The sequence below is a fragment of the Methanosarcina hadiensis genome (assembly GCF_046529725.1).
Classification (GTDB): domain Archaea; phylum Halobacteriota; class Methanosarcinia; order Methanosarcinales; family Methanosarcinaceae; genus Methanosarcina; species Methanosarcina hadiensis.
The window spans coordinates 411,699-428,115 of sequence record NZ_CP136241.1 but is presented as its reverse complement, the minus strand read 5'-3'; the positions used below and the strand labels follow the sequence as shown (position 1 = coordinate 428,115).

Genomic DNA, 16,417 nt, shown 5'->3' with positions numbered 1-16,417 from the left:
GAAAGTAAAGTGCCGTAAGTAAAAGTAATGATTTATGCCGTAAGCAAAAGTAATGTTTGTACCGTAAGTAAAAGCAATGTTTGTACCGTAAGTAAAAGTAATGATTTAAACGCTTCAGGCAGGTTCGGATATTTTTTTATTCCGTTCTTAACCGATTCACACGGCTTATTTTAATTATACCATTCATTTTACAAAATTTGCAAGCGCCACCCTTTCAATAACGAGTTCAGGGATATGTTCTTCTCCTGAAGCTTTTATTTCTTCATCTGTAATCCCGAAGAGGGAAAGGATTCCTTTTCGTTTTGAGCTGGAATAGGCAAGCAGTTCTGGACATGTTTTTTCTTCGATAAGCTTCCGAAGCTCGGAAAGTGCATTAAGTAAATTATCCATTTTTCCGAGAAGCACGAAAACCGCATTATTTTCTCCGTCATGCAGCCCTATGGAAAAACTCCTTTCAATCTGCCTTTCTCCGGCTGCGTAGCGCATGATTTCTATCCCAGGGTCTTTTGCCACATTACTTCCTGATGCTATAGCCCTGAGAGCTTTTCCCACCGCAAAATGAAGATGTCTATCACCTGCAATCAGGTCAGCATTCAGCCCCTGGATGGTTACTTTGTTTTCGGAAGCGATTGTATTTATTGTTTTTAGAAAACCGGGAAGGTCTGCTATCCTCACAGCTCCGCAAATAACCTGGATTTCCTTTTGCATTTCCATACTCCTGCCATACCCCGGGCTTTACAATAAGGATTTCGGTTGATTAAGGTATATGATTAAATGTGCGGACAATCCGAACCTCATATAAAAGTTTTTATTCCTCCAGTGTATAAAACTAGTTGCTAACAAATTTAATGAAGTAGTTATATATTTATTGTAAAAGTTCATAAGGTATTTTGCACTTAAGAAGTTCAGGGAACAGAGTCAGTCAGTCTCCGGGAAGGTGTCAATTATTCAAAAGAAAAATATTAAGCCAGAGTTCTGTTTTTGTTCGACTATTCCGTCCAATGGTCTCACTGCAGTATACAAGGATCCGAAAGAGGCGGCTGAACTCATAGCAGCTTATATCAAAGCAGGCCTGCAGCAGAATGAGCGTTGCATCTGGCTTACCCCGGACCTTCAGGGTGCAGAACTGGCAAAAAGTTTGCTTTTAAACTCAGGGCTTGATATTGAAAGCTGCATAAATAGATCCAGACTTAAAATAATTCCCCTGCAGGAAAAAGAGGTTTTTTCTGTTAAACAGCCAGAAACCTCAGGTGCCTATTTTGATTGGAGGGCAGGAAACCCGCAGAAAGAAATTGTAAAATTCATCCATGCAGGAAACTGGCGGTATCTGCGCATTAATCTGGAGGTTAGAACCCCAGAAAAGTCAATTGCAGATTACCTTAAAGAACTGAGACGCTTCCTTGCTGAAAATATGCCTGAAAAGAAAATCAGGCCATTGTTTATGATAAAAGAGAAAGATCTTTCCGCAGAAGAAATTTTCAACCTTATGGAAGCCGGAGAGAAGCTGATAATTAAAAGAGATGGAAAATGGAAGTTTCTCAAAACAAAACAGGAAAGCTCGGATAAAAAATTTAAGACATTACTCGAAAGTTCGAGTGATTCCATCATTATCCATGACATGAACGGCAGGGTTCTGGAAGCAAACCACTTAGCCTGTGAAATCTTCGGATATACACGCAATAAAATGCTCGGGAAGCACATAAAGGATTTACGGACTAACATCCACCTTACAGAGTTCGGACAGCAGATTGAGAAGATAAAAGAGACAGGATATTTTACTTTTGAAATGGACTCCCTTCGGAGAGACGGCACAGTAATTCCTCAGGAAGTCAATAACAGGTTAATTGAGTACGATGGAAAAACAGCCGTACTATCTATTGGCAGGGAAATCAGCGAGCGCAGACGGACTGAAAAAGCCCTGAGGGATTCCGAAAGAAAGTACCGAATGCTTTTTGAAGAATTTCCCGGAGGAATCGCCCAGTTTGACAAGTATGGAACTATTATCGTATGTAATGAAAAGTTTGTAAGCTTTACGGGCAGTGGTGAGAACGAAAAACTCATTTTCAATTTGCTGAGCTTTCCAGAGGAAAATAAGCTAAAAGAAAAAAGCTTTACATTTCTCCCCGAAGTTCCTATCCATTGCGATATAAAATATATTTCCAGGTTTGAGGACGAAAGTATACCCGGTGAGATAACCTATAAGCCTCTAATTTCGGAAAATTCCCGGTTTAATGGCGGTATTATTCTTGTAGAGGACCTCACCGAAGTAAAAAGGCTGGAAGCGGTACGGCTTCAGCAGATGGAATCCCTGAGGAGGCTTGTGGATTCGATACCAGTGCCTGCATTCTGTAAAGATAGAAATGGAGTATATATTGCCTGTAATGAGGGTTTTGAGAACCTTTTAAGGGTACAGAAACAGGATGTTCTTGGAAAGCGTATTCACGATTTAGCCTCTTCTAGGATTGCCGAAGGATACCACTTAATGGATACTGAACTGGTAAAAAATAAAAGAAACCAGGTACGTGAGATCTCTTTGGAATCTCCTGACGGCTCAATGCATCAGGTTATTCTTAATAGGTTTATATTTAGTGGCGTGACAGAAGAAGACTCGGTTATCCTTGGCATTATGATCGACATAACCGAACGCAAGCAGGCTGAGGAGAAAATGCTTCAGGCAAAAATGGCCGCCGAAGCCGCAAACAGAGCAAAGACCACCTTCATTGTCAACATGAGTCACGAGCTGCGGACTCCGCTTAACTCGGTTATAGGGTTTTCGGAACTCCTATTAAGTGAAACTGTCGGGTCTCTTAATGAAAAACAAAAAAGGTATGCGGAAAATATTTTGAGTAGCGGAAATCACCTTCTTGATGTAATCAATGATGTACTGGATATATCAAGGCTTGAACTCGGGAATATTGATCTTTATTACGAAACCGTGGACATTCCCGGGGTAATTGAAGAGGTCCAGAGGATACTCTCTCCCCTGTCAGCTGAAAAAAGTATCAGTATAGAATCAAAGGTTGAAAGGGGATTGAAAACAGTAATTGCTGATAGGGTGAAACTCAAGCAGATCCTTTACAATATTTTGAATAACGCTATCAAATTCTCATCAGAAAACGGGAAAATAAATGTTTGCGCAGAAAATAAAGAAGACATGATCGAGATCAGCATAAAGGATGAAGGCATTGGTATCCACGAAGCCGATTATGAAAGAGTTTTTCACCCGTTCGTGCAGATCGATGAGTCTATCTCCAGGAAATACGGAGGCGTGGGACTTGGGCTTGCACTCGTCAAAAGGTTTGTAGAGCTTCACGGGGGAAAAGTATGGGTTAATGCTATTCCGGGAAAAGGCAGTACATTTACCTTTAGAATTCCAAAGAAGCATGAAGACAAAATTAAGAAAAAGGAAAACATAAATTCCGCACAACAACCTTACGAACTTGAAATTGAAATTGAAAGGGAAAAAGTCAGAGAAGAACTGGAATTCAATTAAAAATTTCAAATAAAACGCAATAAAAGATTTTAAACAAAATAAAAGGGAAAAAATAGAAAAGAGAAGAAAACAGAAAAAACTAAAAACGTTGAAATAAAAGAAAAGCCGAAGTTTCAGTATGGGCTGCAAATCACCAGACATTTGAGAATCAACTCAACCACTATCAGCCCCAGCATCACAAAAAACAAAAGAATTATAAGGTTGAGAATGATCGGGTCAATTCTTCTTCGAGCTTCCTCAAACCCGTACATCTAAAGTACCATATATAATAATGATAGATTAGCATATAATTATTTGCATAATTATATGCGCAATTTAATATATTTCATTGATTTGCCATCAGTGTTCTTTCGCTGTTCCTGTTTGATCACTTTCCTCAATTACTCTGACAAAATGCCTGTCTGAAAGGTCTTCTTCTCCGGACCAGAAAATTGCTTTATGATACTTCCATGCATCTGGATCGAACTCAATGATTCCAACATGAATTATAAGCTCAAGTACAAACCAGTAGGCTGCAAGCAAATGCAGTAAGCGTATCAATGCCAGGCCGTTGAAATTGATTAGAGATGCAAAAAACCAGGCTACGGAAAGTATCCACTGTGAAACAGGAATTCCTAACGGAGACCAGGTAAGGCTGTAAAGCACAATTCCAGTGACTGCTACAAGGAAAATTGCCATGCTTTCAAGAACAAGCAGTATCTTCATTGCAGGATGGAGTTTTGTGACATAGTGTTCACTGCGCTCGTCATAGATCGTATAAGCCGGATACCTCTCCTTCCCAAAGAAATTTTTAATTGTACCGACAAGGCGTTCTGCATCGGCTTTCCCGAATACGTAAGATTCTTTGAAATGCTCCATGCGATCCCTGAAGCTGCATTTTTCTCCTTTGCATGAAAATATGTTATAAGGGACAAGGAGCCAGTTTGCAACCAGGAAAAAAGGTACAGCAATCATATGCCATGTTCTGGCTGCTTCAAAAGACATGACCCCCCACATAAAGTAAATTTTAAATCCTGTTATGAGAAGGACAAACATGGCAATAAGATGCACAAGATGAGTAACCCTCTCAAGCCAGGTATAGCGTTCAACAACTTTTCTTCTGGAAGCTGGCCTTTCAGGAGACCGTACCATATCTTCTTCCTCCTTTAAACCACCCTGATAATGCGATCGGGATTCTTTCCGGTCTTATCAATTGTGTGAATCGCGCATGCAAGGCAGGGATCATAAGAGCGGGCTGTATGCATAATTCCCAGAGGATTTGCATAGTCTACTCCAAGAGCATTCTCGGCAGCAGAAATTTTTGTGCCAATAAGAGCCTGCTCAACAGGGCTTGGAATTCCCTGCGCATTTCTGGGAGCGAGATTCCAGGTACTCGGGACTACAGCCTGGTACAGAGTGGTCATGGAGTCCGAACCCGTAGCTACCCAGTGCCCGAGAGCTCCTCGCGGGGCTTCCCACAAACCCATTCCTTCGGAATCCCTTGCCATGGAAAGTTCGGTATGTACTGCAACCTTTCCATCCGGTGTTATATCCTGTGTAAGCCATTTCAACAGCTCGGGAATTACCACCAGAATTTCCTGCATCCTTGCAAGCATGCGGGTATAGTTGTTCGCAGGGGAATAACCATTCTCCGCAAAAACTCTTGCAAGCCCGGTAACAAGGGGTTCTCCCATTACCAGAAGGCGGGATAGAGGACCAACCTCGCAGGGAATGCCCCCATAATGAGGTGCTTTTACCCAGGTGTACCGGCTTTCAGAACCTCTGGTATAATCGATTTCATCAGGGTCATCTTCCGGAATTGTAACCCCGTTCCACGGAGGGCGGTCTGCTTCTTCATCGATATAAAATGCATGAGTAATATTCTCTGAAATTTTTGTATGATCAAACCGCTCAAGCTGCAAATTCCCGTTCATATAGCCTGAAGGAATGACCTTATCATCTGCGGGGCTTGCCGGATCATACCCGTCACCGTTTTCAGGCTTGAAAAAGACCCCGTAGGAAAGAAAACCAATAGTGTTGGGGTCACGATAACCTCCTGAGCGGTCCAGTTTCATGCTGACTGGCAAGCCAAGAAGTGTTTCTCCAACCAGCTCCGAACCGAAGGCTGCAAAAAGCGGGACATCTCCCCAGCCTGAAGCGTGCGAAAAATCGTTGCTGGTAAGGGAATTATCCAGAAGTTCTTGCAGGTGCCCAATTACGAAATCCACGGCCCTTTCCGGAGAAGAAGCCCTGTAAGTATTTTCAATCCAGGTTTCAGGAGGGACTCCTAGAGTAAAGTCTTCAACGAATTTCGAAGTCTCAGAGATATACGCTATAAGCTTCTGAATGTCCGCAACAGTTGGAGAGTAAACTACTCCTCCGACATGCTGCAGCACTGGATGAGGCATTTTTCCCGCGACAAGGGCAATTCCTTCATGAAGACGGCGGAACTCCCTTATAGCAGCAACATAAGAAGAGCCGGCAGGATGATGGGTACCCCCATCCTGGTTTACGAGAGGCATGAAGCGCCCTGACAACTCTCCCCAGACGGCATTTCCCACATCTCCGTGTTGCGAGAGGATATCCCTGTAGGCAGGATTTGCAAGATCAGGACCCCATAGCACATAGATGTGGGCTGCATGACTGGCTATGAAATTCATTGCCTGATGGATATTTCTCATAACGAGGGCATCTTTTGGGACCTGGTCTGCAACCCCGAAGAGGTCATCCAGAGCATTTACTGCAGCTATACTGTGGCAAACCGGACAGACTCCGCAGATTCTCATAGTAAAAAGAGCTGCATCCCTTGGGTCATGATGTTGAAGGGACCTTTCAAAACCCCTGAAAACCAGACCGCTGCTCTGGGCATCAGTTATCACGCCGTCCTCACCGACTTCAGTATTAACTCTATAGTGCCCTTCAATTCTTGAGAGAGGGTCTACGGTTACCTCTACCATTATTTTTCGCCTCCGGTTCTTTCAGACGTGGTTTCTTGAGGAGCCCCTTCCTTTTCCTCAGGCTTTTTCAAGGCAGTTCTTCTTAGGGCGTGAACACCTGCAGCAACCAGACCAGCCCCTATTGCTATGCCTGCTATGGTGTCAAGGTTAGTATTGACGATTCCGGCATCTTCAATTTCCACATAAAAAGGCCTGGTACTATCAGGAAAACCTGGCTGTACGCAGCCTATACATGGAGAGCCTGCCTGCGGACAGAAATTTACATGACCGTTCCAGCGGCGTAAGGCACAATCGGCATGCGAATAAGGACCTTTGCATCCAAGTTTCCAGAGGCACTTGGGTCCTCCCACAGTCGTCTCAAACTCTCCCCGGTCGTAAAACCCGCGGCGAGGACAGTTATCGTGCACCGTATGGCCAGGGGGATAGAAAACCTTCGGACGGTTCCACCTGTCAAGCACTTCAGGCAGATCATCAGGTACCCTGATTTTTCCCAGGGCGATTGCCCCTACGGTTAAAAATACCCAGTCCGGATGGGCAGGGCAGCCGTTGATGTTAATAACGGGCGTATCTATCCCGAGAAGGTCTACAATTCCCTTTGACGAATCTTCCATGGTAAAAGCAACCCCACGGTGGTCCATAAGTTCTGCTATCTCACTTTCAGCAGCATTTACTCCGCTATGTGTTGCACACTGCCCGATCGCAACAATTACTGAGGCATTTCTTGCAGCTTCTTCGAAAATATCCTTATAGATCTTTCCTCCGAGAACCATGTATTTTCCGGAACCATGAGGCCCATTTGCAATTGCACCTTCAGCGATAAGGACATATCCTCTTTCATTTTCGAGGATTTCTTCCAGCAGGATTTCAGAGTTCAGGTCACTCGTATTTGCAAGTTCTCCATCCACGAAGATTCCCTGCTGCATCATCAGAACCTCATGATAGAGAAGGTTCAGATTATAAAGCTGGAGGAATTCCAGTATATCAGGGTTTTCTCCGTCCAGCATAGAAATGCTACATCCTGAATCCATTACCCCGTGGAGCCAGAGTACTTTGGTTTCAGGCAGCCCGTTAGCAGCTTTTGCCATATCACTTTTATATATCTGCAAAAATAGAGAAGCTCCCAGCGCCCCTACGGCCTTTATAAATGTTCGACGATCCATTTTCATGAAATCAAGATTTTTGAACTTTTCAAGTGAACACTCTTTACCCAATTAACTCCCCCTATAATAACAAATAATTTTATAAATAGAAATATAATAAAACATAGACCCTATTATATTAAAAGACTATCCGCTTTCCATCACAACATCCATACAGTTATAGCCAATCTTTTATTACAGATATTCTTTACATTATTCAGGCAGTCTAATGACATTTAAAATAAATATAGTTTTTCTAAAGATTTATATATTTTAATAGCCTGTTTATATATTGAAATTTTAATTTTAGTATTTGCAGCGACACATAGAGAAAACAGGGCGCATTGCAAAGTATGGGAAGTATAATTATGAAGAATGTGGGGGATAGAATATGACTATCGGGGATGGTCACGATTTAAAATCGTCAAGATTTGCAGGTGATGATGTTTTAGAGGCATGCTATGATAAGGAAAGAGTCCTTCGCAGAGGCGATAGCGGCCCGGCAGTAAAGAAAATTCAGGAAGCTTTAATAATTCTGGGAATTCCTGTGCCAGGAGCTGGAGCTAACGGCATTTTTGGAGACGAGACTGAACTGGCTGTCAGAAGCTATCAGGAGGCAAGAGGGCTAAAAGTTGATGGCATAATAGGGCCGGAAACTATGGGGAGCCTGGACGAAGAGTTCCATATCGGGCCATCATCAGAACACCGGGTTTCACCCTCAACGGAGCCACAAATGTCGGATGTCCCATCTCCGCTGGTGCCTGAGTCTCCGGTAAGGTCGCCAAGGGCGTCTCCGGTTGAGCCGGTAAACGCACCTGAAGTCCCGCCAGTAAAGGCACCTCGAGCTCCACGAGTAGGGGCGCCTCCAGTCCAGATACCTCAACCTCCTGAAGCACCGGCAGCCCCGGTAGTGGAAACTCCAATCCTGACGACACAGGCAGTTCCGCCTGAACAGACTCAGGCTCGTGTAACCAGTCCCATAACTCCACCTATAACCCGGCTACCCCATACAGTTGATAGTCAGGGACGCAAATTCCACACTGCAGGAACCCTGAGCGGGAAGAGCTTTTCTTTTGAAGCTGAAGCCGGAAGATCGATACGTCTTGAAGTAAATAACCTTAATGTCAATGAGTCGGGCATCAGGATAAAAACAAATACAGGAGAATTAAAAGAATCCATACTTTTACCTGACACGCTTGTGGACTTCGAATTCACTGCAATAGATAAAGAGCCCTTCATATGGAGATTTTACATTGAGACTGACAGTGAGGACACTTTAATCGAGTGGAAGCTCTATAGCAACTGGGTGCCGGGTGAGCCGGAGAAAGCCTGAGCGGAAAGAAACTCTCTTTCTTTTTTTAATTTGTCTGCTCAACACGCTGTTTAAGCGCCCTGTTCATATCATTAAAGCTTTTTTCCGTATCTTTAAGTACTGAAGTAAATAATGGAACCAGTATCCCGTTAAACCCCTCGCGCTGAACCAGGAGTACCTGATTCTCATTCAGTGGTTCTATAATAAAACTATGTTCACCATCAAATATTCCGGGAATGAACAGGTGACCTATCCAGCGTAATTCCCTATCAGGTTTCACTGTAAGAACAGCTGGACGGAACGTCATCGTGTGGTTGCCCAGATGCATTTGAGCTGATATCCTGCTACCATGTCTGGCAACCCCATCCACCTTACGGATAAATGGATTCCATTGCTGGTATGCTTCAAAATCAGTCAGTACTTGCCATACTCGAAAGGCTGATGCGTTAACAATAATTTCACTGCAGATCTCTTTCCTGGTGACTGATCTGTTTACGGCAACTGAAGCTGCGATATAAAAAATCGATGCCAATAAGAATGCTCTGAATAATTTCCGAATAAAGAATCCTGACATTCATATGCCCCCTTCTATTTACCCTTCTATTCAGATATAAAATCTATACATTATATTTAAGGGAGCTTATTTAAGATCAAACTCAGAAAAGAAAGCCGATATTAAAAAACAATATAAGAATAATAAAAAACAATTGATGAACAAAGATTAGTAATAAGAAAAACTGAATACGAATAACGGGATAATAAGAAATATTTGAATGGGAATAAAAAGATTAAAGTGAGGATGAGATCTCTTTTCTGATAAGCTCTACGGCTTCATCCACACCTTTGAGTACATCCGGGCTTATTTCTGTGGTAGCTTCAGTAACCAGAGTTCCTATTTCGATTCCTATAACTACAATTTCCGGTAGAGTCTGAATCTGTTCTCCAATCATCAATACATCTGTAACTGTCAGATCATGTACTGAGATAAGAGGATGAAACTCTGCACCCTTCAGCAGGTCCCTGCCTTCAATACGGTGAACCGAACCTACAGGGCTATTTGCCAGGATCGCGTCCACTATAATGACTTTTCTGGCGTCTTCGATAAGATTCAGGAGATCAAGCCCGCAGACTCCCGCATCTACTATATCAAGGCCTTCAAGCCCTTCAAGTTCTGTCTTTTGAAGAACCTCAATAACTTTCAGACCTACGCCGTCATTTCCCATTAGCGGGCTTCCGAAGCCCAGAACCCGGAGAGGAGCATGTAATATAGACATATTCTCACTTGATTAAAAGGTGTACAGGTTTTTCGAATATGCCTATATTACCTTTTCCAGTTAAGATTTTCCTTTAAAGCTATTTTTAATGTTTAGTGCCCGTGTTTCTTATCAAACCTTGAATACTTCTCTACATACTCTGAATAGTGAGTATCTGAGAGGTCTTCTTTACCTGACCAGAATATTGCTTTGTAATATTTCCAGACATGGGGGTCAAACTCGAGGATTCCTACATGGACCACCAGTTCAAAGATAAACCAGTAAGTCATTAGCAGGTGAAGAATCCTGTAGAACTGGATCGCAGTCAGATCGAATAAAGGTGCGATTAAACCTCCGACCGAAAGAATCCACGACCCTATTGGAAGGCCGAATACTGACCAGTCAAGCTTGTATAGGACAATGCCTGAAACCGCTATCAGGAAGAGTGCTGTACCTTCAAGCACAATCAAAACCTTCATTACGGGGTGAAGCTTGGTCTCGTAGTGGCCTTTTTCTTCATCATAGATGGAAAATGCAGGGTACCTGCCTTTCCTGAAGAAGTTTTTAATAATACCTCCCAGGCGTGTTGCATCTTTAGGACCGAAAATATAATGGTCCTTAAAGTGCGAGATCTTTCCCAGTGCCCCATGGCCTTCTGAGAAGATATTGTAAGGGATAAGTATCCAGTTTACTGCAAGCAGGAACGGTACTGCAATCATGTGCAGGGCCCGGGCAGTATGGAAACTCATAAAGTCCCATCCCGTATATATCTTTAGCCCGGTGATGATGAGCACTATCATCGCAACTGCATGGACGGTATGGGCTATCCTGTCAGTTATCGTATAGCGCTCAACAACCATTGACCGGTTGTCGTTAGATTTCATTTTGGGTCATCTCCTATACTATTCTTAGAGTATTCTCAAAGTATTTGGAGTGTTTTTCCCAGTCAGGTCAATGGTATGTACTGCGCATGAAATGCATGGGTCGTATGATCTTCCCATATGGAATATTCCAATGGGGTTGGTATAATCTACATCTCCGACAGGGTTTATTTTTGAACCAATGAGAGACTGTTCGAGCGGCCCTGGAATGCCATTGCTGTCTCTTGGAGACATCAGCCAGGTACCCGGAACTATGCACTGATAGTTGGTAACCTTTCCATCACTGCCAGCAGAGATCCAGTGCCCAAGAGCTCCACGGGGTGCTTCCCACAGGCCCATACCCTGGTTATTCTTGGCTGCATTAAAGTCAAGAGGCACGGAGATCTTACCGCTTGGGTCGTAGTCAACAGTTACCCAGTTGAGAAGTTCATGTGCGAGAATTGCGGTTTCCTGCATACGAGCCAGCATTCTGGTGTAAACGTTAGCTGGAGAATATCCTTTCTCAGCGAATGCCTGAGCCAGACCTGTTACGAGCGGTTCTTTTATGTTCAGCATGCGTGCAAGAGGTCCGACTTCGCCAGGTATTCCATCGTATCTCGGAGCCTTGTCCCAGCTGTACTGGCTATCCGAACCGCCTGTGAAGGCGATCTTCTTCGGGTCTGTGAACGGGACTGTCTCACCTTTTGTTGGTGCAAGGTCGTTGTTACTGTTGCTGTAGAACGAGTGAGCAGTGCTCTCGGTAATCTTGTCAGGATCAAATTTCAGGTATTCAAGGTTCCCTGATACCACACCTGATGTGAAAATACGGTCTCCTGCCGGGCTCCTCGGGTCATATCCATCTGTGGGCTTGTAATATCCACCGTATGCAACAAAGCAGATCTTTGATGGGTCCTTGTATCCGCCGATTGTATCGTGTCTGAGGCTTGCCGGGAGACCAAGAATTTCTTCTCCTACAAGTTTGGAACCGAAAGCTGCATAGAATTCAACATCTCCCCAGCCTGCGTCTTTAGAGAAGTCGTTGGAAGTGGTTGACTTATCAACAAGTCCCTGTAAGTGTTCAGCGACAAAGCTTACTGCTTTCTGCGGAGAGCTTGCTTTATATGTATTTTCGATCCAGGTGTTGAAATCGACTTTCAGAGTGTGGCTTGACACGAAATCCATTACCTGCAGATAGTAAGTGGAAAGTTTTGTTATGTCTGCAACTGTAGCGGGATAGGTGTATCCACCTGGATAAAGTGACGAAGGACCTGGCATTCTTCCTGCAATAAGTGCAATAGCTTCCTGAAGGCGTTTCTTTTCAGGAATTGCTGCCATGTATGAACTTCCAGCAGGTACGGCTGCGCCATCCATCTTGTAGCTGATAGGAGCAAACCTGCCTACCATCTCATTCCAGACTGCACTACCTGTGTCTCCGAGTGGTGTAAGGACATTTCTGTACGCCGGATTTGCAAGGTCAGGGCCAAAGAGGACATATATATGAGTTGCATGACTTGCAATCATGTTCAGGCCCTGGAAAATGTTTCTCATTACGAGGGCATCTTTAGGGACATGCTCAGCTACACCGTAAAGCTCATCAAGTGCATTTGTAGCTGTCAATCCATGAGAAAGGGGGCATACTCCACAAATTCTCTGTGTAAGAAAAGCTGCATCTCTTGGGTCCTGTTTCTGCAGGATGCGCTCAAAACCCCTGAATATAAGGGAAGATGACTGGGCATCGGTAATAAGGCCGTTCGCATCTACTTCAGTGGATATGCGCTGGTGACCTTCAATTCTGGTTAAGGGGTCAACTGTAACGTTTACCATTTTTTAATTCACTCTCCTTTCATTCTTCTTACAGCGTGCACGCCTGCAGCAACAGCAGCTGCTCCGACTGCGACCTTGGCTACTGTATCAATGTTTGTTCCGGCAATTCCTATATCTTCACGTTCAACATACAGGGGCCTTGAAGCATCCGGGAAACCGGGGTCTACACAGTTAATGCATGGCCCTCCTGCCTGGGTACACATGCTAACTGAGCCGTTCCATCTTCTAATTCCACAGTCTGCATGAGCATATGGGGCTTTGCATCCTAATTTCCAGAGGCATTTTTCTCCGCCAACTTCAGTATCAAATTCTCCACGGTCATAGTATCCGCGGCGAGGGCAGTTTTCGTGAACTGTGTGGTCAGTGGGGAAGAAGACTTTTGGTCTGCCATATTCGTCAAGAGCGGCATCAAGGTCGTCAGGCACTTTTATCTTTCCGAGGATTATTGCACCGAGAGTAAGGAGAATCCAGTCTGGGTGAGCCGGGCAACCAGGGATATTGATTACTGGCTTGTCGATGCCAAGTTCCTTAAGCATGCCTTTTGATGCATCTGTCTTTTTGTAAGCAACTCCTCTGTAGTCGGTGTCCTTTTCAACCTCGCTGTTTGCAGAGGTAATTCCTCCCCAGCAGGCACAGGCTCCGACTGCAACGATAGCTGCTGCATTCTTTGCGGCTTCTCCAAGGGTGTCTTTAAAGGTCTTGTTTCCGATAACCAGGTAGCGTCCCGAGCCATCCGGACCGTTGGGGATTGAGCCTTCAACAACCAGAATATAATTTCCCTCTTTGTAAAGCTCTTCAAGGAGGATTTCGGAGTTAAGCTCTGCGGTGTTTACAAGCTTACCGTCATTCCAGATCCCCTGCTGTGCACAGATAGTCTCATGGAAAGCAAGGTTTACATTAAGTTTGGTAAGAGCCTGTGCAACATCAGGATTGCCTCCGTTCAGCAGGGATTCAGAACAGCCAGTGCATTCCGAACCATGGAGCCAGATAAGTTTTGTCTCTGCAAATTCAAGAGCATTTACAATCTCTGTTTGATAGGTGCCAAGGAATGCAGTTGCACCAAGAGCGCCTACAGCCTTCATGAATGTACGCCTGTCCAGTTTTAAGAAATCCATACTATCCAGTGTACGGGCAAGGTTTTTCATTCCAGTACTCATCTCTACCACATCTTGTTTTTACCCAAGTTATATATCCGAAAGAAAATATTACTTTAATTCTAACTGTAATTATATAAATATGTATATAAATATACCGATAATGTTTTGAATGAGGGAATAGTATTTAAGAGTTTTTATACGAGAGGAATAATATATTAATTAAGAGATAGATCATATAAAATAGGGAAAAATTTATAAAAGTAATTGAAAAATAGAAATCCGCTTTGAAATACACAGTAGATCATCATGATGAATAATGGCAGATTTAATCAATCAAAAAAACAGAGGAAAAAAATTAGTTTTTGCCTGAAGAGAATTCTTTCATTTAAAGTTAAAACTGAAATGTGAAAAATGTAGCTAAAAATCAGACATTTTTGTGAGAAAAATGGTAAGAAAATAGATAGAAATTATAAACTCTTTTCTGCATTCTGAAGAATCAACATTTGAGTATTATAGAAAACCACACTAATAGCCTCTGTCAGCAGAGAAAATGAATCCAGGTTTACATTAGACTGTTTTAACACATCATTCAAAGAATTTAGTAGAAATTCTACAGGAGAAGATCCGTTAGGGGATAGAAAAGTAAATGTAAAAACTATTATTTGTTAAAAATAGCAAGAAATTAGCATAAGACTAAGGTCAATTAATTATGAATTTAAAAACTAAAAAGCCTTCAAAGTAGTTAAGGAGGGCTTTACTAATTATTCACTGTCCTTTGCAGATAGAAAAAAAATAACGTAAAAGGATCACAAAAAGGAACAGATACAAGTTTCGAAGGCAAAAATTAGAAAGCAAAAGGAATATAAAAGAGAACTATATAATTAAATAAGATAAAATTTCTGGAAATGCTGTTTTTAAAAAAATAAGATTTATAGAATAAGTATTCATCTGTTTTTCAGGACCAGCACCGGGTTACTTATTCACTGATAGATGGGCTAATTCTCCAAATATTGAATCAGACATTAGTTAAATATAAATTAGAATATCAATTACAATTGTCACTTTAGCATAAATTGAGCGTCAATTTGGATAACTATCAATAATAAAGTTGAGTCATAAAGTTGAGTCATAAAGTTGAGTCATAAAGTTGAGTCATAAAGTTGAGTCGATCCGGATGGCAAGTGATGGCACAAATAAGCCCTCTTAAGATCATTTCCACCTGAACTCTCACAAATATCGAATTTTAAAAAAGAAATCAAGGAAAAAAACGAGAGGTAATATGTGTATAGCAATTCCTGGAAAAATGACAGCTATTGTGGATGAAAACACAGCAACTATTGACATGGGCGGTATTTGCAGGGACGTAAATATGGCCCTAATGGGAGGAGCACAGGAATCCATGATCGGAAAGCATTTCCTTGTCCATGTAGGATATGCGATATCCGAGATTTCGGAAGAAGAAAGCGAAGAGACCATGCGCCTTCTCAAGATAATTGCGGGTCTTGATGATATAAATTCGTTTGAAGACGAATCCTCTGAAATTGAGTGCCAGTAAATTTCCCGTCAGGACAACCAAATAACCCCGGTGATACTATGTTAATGCATGTTATTCATATGGGACACGATGTATACAGGGCAAATGATAAAATTGCCGAAAAAAACAGGAAGATCCTTGACAAACACGGGGTTTTCTCGATAAATGTTATGGGAGCCATAGGTTCAGGAAAGACAACCCTGATAGAGGAGGCAATCAGGCACCTTAAAGAAAAGTACAGGATAGCAGTGATCGCGGGAGATGTTATTGCAGAAATGGATGCATCCCGTTTCAGGAAGTTCGACGTGCCTACAATCCCTGTAAATACCGGAAAGGAATGCCACCTTGATGCAAAGCTAATAGAAAAAGCACTGGGTGAGATAGACCTGGATAACACCGACCTCCTCATCATTGAAAATGTGGGCAATCTTATCTGCCCTGTAGATTTCAAGCTTGGGGAACACCTGAGAGTGGTTGTGGTCAGTGTCACCGAAGGTGATGATATCATCCTTAAACATCCCATGATATTCAAGACTGCAGAACTCGCAATAATAAACAAAGTTGACATTGCCCATGCCGTTGATGTCGATGCCGAGAAAATGAGGGATGATATTATTTCCTTAAATCCTGATGTGCCAGTTCTTCTCACATCAAAACATGACTGGGACAGCCTTGAGACCTGGATAGGCTTTATCGAACTCGGGCTCACAAGAGCAAAAGAAGCTCAGAAAAAGTAAAGCATTGAAAGCCATCAAACGCGGGAAAAGAATATAGAGAAAGTTTCGAAAAAGAGCATTTCTCAGCTTCATCCAGTTTTGCTCTGCGGATTTCTCAAATGCTTATTCAGCAGCTTTTACACAGGTCTTTTCCCTTCTTTTATCTTCTCTGGCTTTAGAGTCACTCTTCACTACTGGAAGAGAAAAACTATTGGCATAGCCGACAGGTTGTACTGATAAGATATTATAGTCT

The 16,417-nt window shown here is 42.7% G+C and carries 13 protein-coding genes; 4 read left to right on the top strand and 9 right to left on the bottom strand.

Features of this window, described 5'->3' with window-relative positions:
* Positions 1-183 precede the first annotated feature (183 nt).
* The gene (gene cgi121 / locus RSJ42_RS02020) at positions 184-714 is read right to left on the bottom strand and encodes a KEOPS complex subunit Cgi121 (RefSeq protein WP_410509069.1); all 531 of its coding nucleotides are present in this window, start codon (positions 712-714) and stop codon (positions 184-186) included.
* Between the two features lie 223 nt (positions 715-937).
* Between cgi121 and RSJ42_RS02015 the strand changes: the two genes are divergently transcribed.
* Positions 938-3,493, top strand: coding sequence for a PAS domain S-box protein (locus RSJ42_RS02015; protein ID WP_410509068.1), 2,556 nt, complete (start codon positions 938-940; stop codon positions 3,491-3,493).
* 339 nt (positions 3,494-3,832) lie between these two features.
* Here RSJ42_RS02015 and RSJ42_RS02010 read toward each other — a convergent pair whose 3' ends face one another.
* From RSJ42_RS02010 to RSJ42_RS02000, 3 genes are read right to left on the bottom strand one after another with little or no spacing between them, the layout of a single operon-like run.
* Complete coding sequence (locus tag RSJ42_RS02010) at positions 3,833-4,624, bottom strand: cytochrome B (RefSeq protein WP_410509067.1); 792 nt, start codon at positions 4,622-4,624, stop codon at positions 3,833-3,835.
* A 14-nt stretch (positions 4,625-4,638) separates the two neighbouring features.
* Positions 4,639-6,429, bottom strand: a complete 1,791-nt coding sequence (locus RSJ42_RS02005) for a nickel-dependent hydrogenase large subunit (protein WP_410509066.1) — start codon at positions 6,427-6,429, stop codon at positions 4,639-4,641.
* Positions 6,429-7,595 carry a hydrogenase small subunit gene (locus tag RSJ42_RS02000; RefSeq protein ID WP_410510289.1) on the bottom strand — a complete coding sequence of 389 codons (1,167 nt, stop codon included), beginning with the start codon at positions 7,593-7,595 and terminating at the stop codon, positions 6,429-6,431. The genes RSJ42_RS02005 and RSJ42_RS02000 overlap by 1 nt, the downstream gene beginning before the upstream one ends.
* 364 nt (positions 7,596-7,959) lie before the next feature.
* On the opposite strand from RSJ42_RS02000, the gene RSJ42_RS01995 reads away from it, so the two are divergent.
* Entirely contained in the window at positions 7,960-8,901 is a 942-nt protein-coding gene (locus RSJ42_RS01995) for a peptidoglycan-binding protein (RefSeq protein WP_410509065.1), read from the top strand.
* 25 nt (positions 8,902-8,926) lie between these two features.
* Here RSJ42_RS01995 and RSJ42_RS01990 read toward each other — a convergent pair whose 3' ends face one another.
* From RSJ42_RS01990 to RSJ42_RS01970, 5 genes are all read right to left on the bottom strand, one after another.
* Positions 8,927-9,412 (bottom strand): SRPBCC family protein, encoded by a 486-nt coding sequence (locus tag RSJ42_RS01990; protein WP_410509064.1) that lies wholly within the window; start codon positions 9,410-9,412, stop codon positions 8,927-8,929.
* Between the two features lie 256 nt (positions 9,413-9,668).
* Entirely contained in the window at positions 9,669-10,154 is a 486-nt protein-coding gene (locus RSJ42_RS01985; protein WP_410509063.1) for a hydrogenase maturation protease, read from the bottom strand.
* A gap of 92 nt (positions 10,155-10,246) precedes the next feature.
* Positions 10,247-11,017, bottom strand: coding sequence for a cytochrome B (locus RSJ42_RS01980; protein WP_410509062.1), 771 nt, complete (start codon positions 11,015-11,017; stop codon positions 10,247-10,249).
* A 24-nt stretch (positions 11,018-11,041) separates the two neighbouring features.
* Complete coding sequence (locus tag RSJ42_RS01975; protein ID WP_410509061.1) at positions 11,042-12,817, bottom strand: nickel-dependent hydrogenase large subunit; 1,776 nt, start codon at positions 12,815-12,817, stop codon at positions 11,042-11,044.
* An 8-nt stretch (positions 12,818-12,825) separates the two neighbouring features.
* Positions 12,826-13,974 carry a hydrogenase small subunit gene (locus tag RSJ42_RS01970; RefSeq protein ID WP_410509060.1) on the bottom strand — a complete coding sequence of 383 codons (1,149 nt, stop codon included), beginning with the start codon at positions 13,972-13,974 and terminating at the stop codon, positions 12,826-12,828.
* 1,219 nt (positions 13,975-15,193) lie between these two features.
* Here RSJ42_RS01970 and RSJ42_RS01965 point away from each other — a divergent pair.
* Both RSJ42_RS01965 and hypB read left to right on the top strand, forming a co-directional pair.
* Complete coding sequence (locus tag RSJ42_RS01965; protein ID WP_410509059.1) at positions 15,194-15,469, top strand: HypC/HybG/HupF family hydrogenase formation chaperone; 276 nt, start codon at positions 15,194-15,196, stop codon at positions 15,467-15,469.
* Positions 15,470-15,513: 44 nt separating this feature from the next.
* Entirely contained in the window at positions 15,514-16,185 is a 672-nt protein-coding gene (gene hypB, locus RSJ42_RS01960) for a hydrogenase nickel incorporation protein HypB (RefSeq protein ID WP_410510288.1), read from the top strand.
* Positions 16,186-16,417 lie beyond the last annotated feature (232 nt).

Bases quoted from the DNA above. Each gene is read 5' to 3' on its own strand.
- cgi121 (WP_410509069.1), bottom strand. From the start codon at position 714: ATGGAAATGCAAAAGGAAATCCAGGTTATTTGCGGAGCTGTGAGGATA.
- RSJ42_RS02010 (WP_410509067.1), bottom strand. From the start codon at position 4,624: ATGGTACGGTCTCCTGAAAGGCCAGCTTCCAGAAGAAAAGTTGTTGAA.
- RSJ42_RS02005 (WP_410509066.1), bottom strand. From the start codon at position 6,429: ATGGTAGAGGTAACCGTAGACCCTCTCTCAAGAATTGAAGGGCACTAT.
- RSJ42_RS02000 (WP_410510289.1), bottom strand. From the start codon at position 7,595: ATGAAAATGGATCGTCGAACATTTATAAAGGCCGTAGGGGCGCTGGGA.
- RSJ42_RS01995 (WP_410509065.1), top strand. From the start codon at position 7,960: ATGACTATCGGGGATGGTCACGATTTAAAATCGTCAAGATTTGCAGGT.
- RSJ42_RS01985 (WP_410509063.1), bottom strand. From the start codon at position 10,154: ATGTCTATATTACATGCTCCTCTCCGGGTTCTGGGCTTCGGAAGCCCG.
- RSJ42_RS01980 (WP_410509062.1), bottom strand. From the start codon at position 11,017: ATGAAATCTAACGACAACCGGTCAATGGTTGTTGAGCGCTATACGATA.
- RSJ42_RS01975 (WP_410509061.1), bottom strand. From the start codon at position 12,817: ATGGTAAACGTTACAGTTGACCCCTTAACCAGAATTGAAGGTCACCAG.
- RSJ42_RS01970 (WP_410509060.1), bottom strand. From the start codon at position 13,974: ATGAGTACTGGAATGAAAAACCTTGCCCGTACACTGGATAGTATGGAT.
- RSJ42_RS01965 (WP_410509059.1), top strand. From the start codon at position 15,194: ATGTGTATAGCAATTCCTGGAAAAATGACAGCTATTGTGGATGAAAAC.
- hypB (WP_410510288.1), top strand. From the start codon at position 15,514: ATGCATGTTATTCATATGGGACACGATGTATACAGGGCAAATGATAAA.